Origin of the sequence: Klebsiella sp. HMSC25G12 (assembly GCF_001807705.1) — a bacterium.
In the GTDB taxonomy this organism is placed as follows: Bacteria; Pseudomonadota; Gammaproteobacteria; order Enterobacterales; family Enterobacteriaceae; genus Klebsiella; species Klebsiella variicola.
Genome location: NZ_KV789898.1, coordinates 1 through 522 on the forward strand (window position 1 = coordinate 1; position 522 = coordinate 522).

Genomic DNA, 522 nt, shown 5'->3' on the forward strand with positions numbered 1-522 from the left:
ATAAAGACTTATCTCTTAAGATCCTGTCTATGTGTCACTGTTATATTTCATCCGGCATCCTGCTGTTTATCTCTTCTGGTATTTATACTTTGCGCTGAAAATAATAAAAACTGGTCCGGGCGTCGTCCCTGAAGGGACACGGCTGTCGTGAACAGAGCCAGCAAGCTGTCTCTGCCCGGCCCTACGGTAAACCTCCGGGCAGCGGGCTTCCATCCTGACGCAAATTCATATTCGCGCTTGCTGCATCCTTATCAGGATGCGCCGCTTTCACCGTGGCGATAAATACCCGCCACTCTGATGGCCGGAACGTGAATTCGATAAAGACCGAATTGACGTTCCGGGTTGTGTGCATGCTCAGCCCCGCGCTATATCGCCCGACATCATCTTTTCGCGGAGGGCGGCTTTTAGCATCCGTCGTGGCGAAAATAAAGGGGTGTATAAACGCTTCGCGCCCCTTTATTTTCTCCCCGTCGGCTGCAAATTGCCCTTTGCCGCTCAGTGATGAAGTCGAACGATTTAATA

General features: G+C 51.0%; 1 protein-coding gene. It reads right to left on the reverse strand.

All coding sequences use genetic code 11. The features are described 5' to 3' along the window. Positions 1-181 precede the first annotated feature (181 nt). A partial coding sequence (locus HMPREF3096_RS29480; protein WP_077270171.1) for a hypothetical protein occupies positions 182-522 on the reverse strand: 341 nt, incomplete at its 5' end.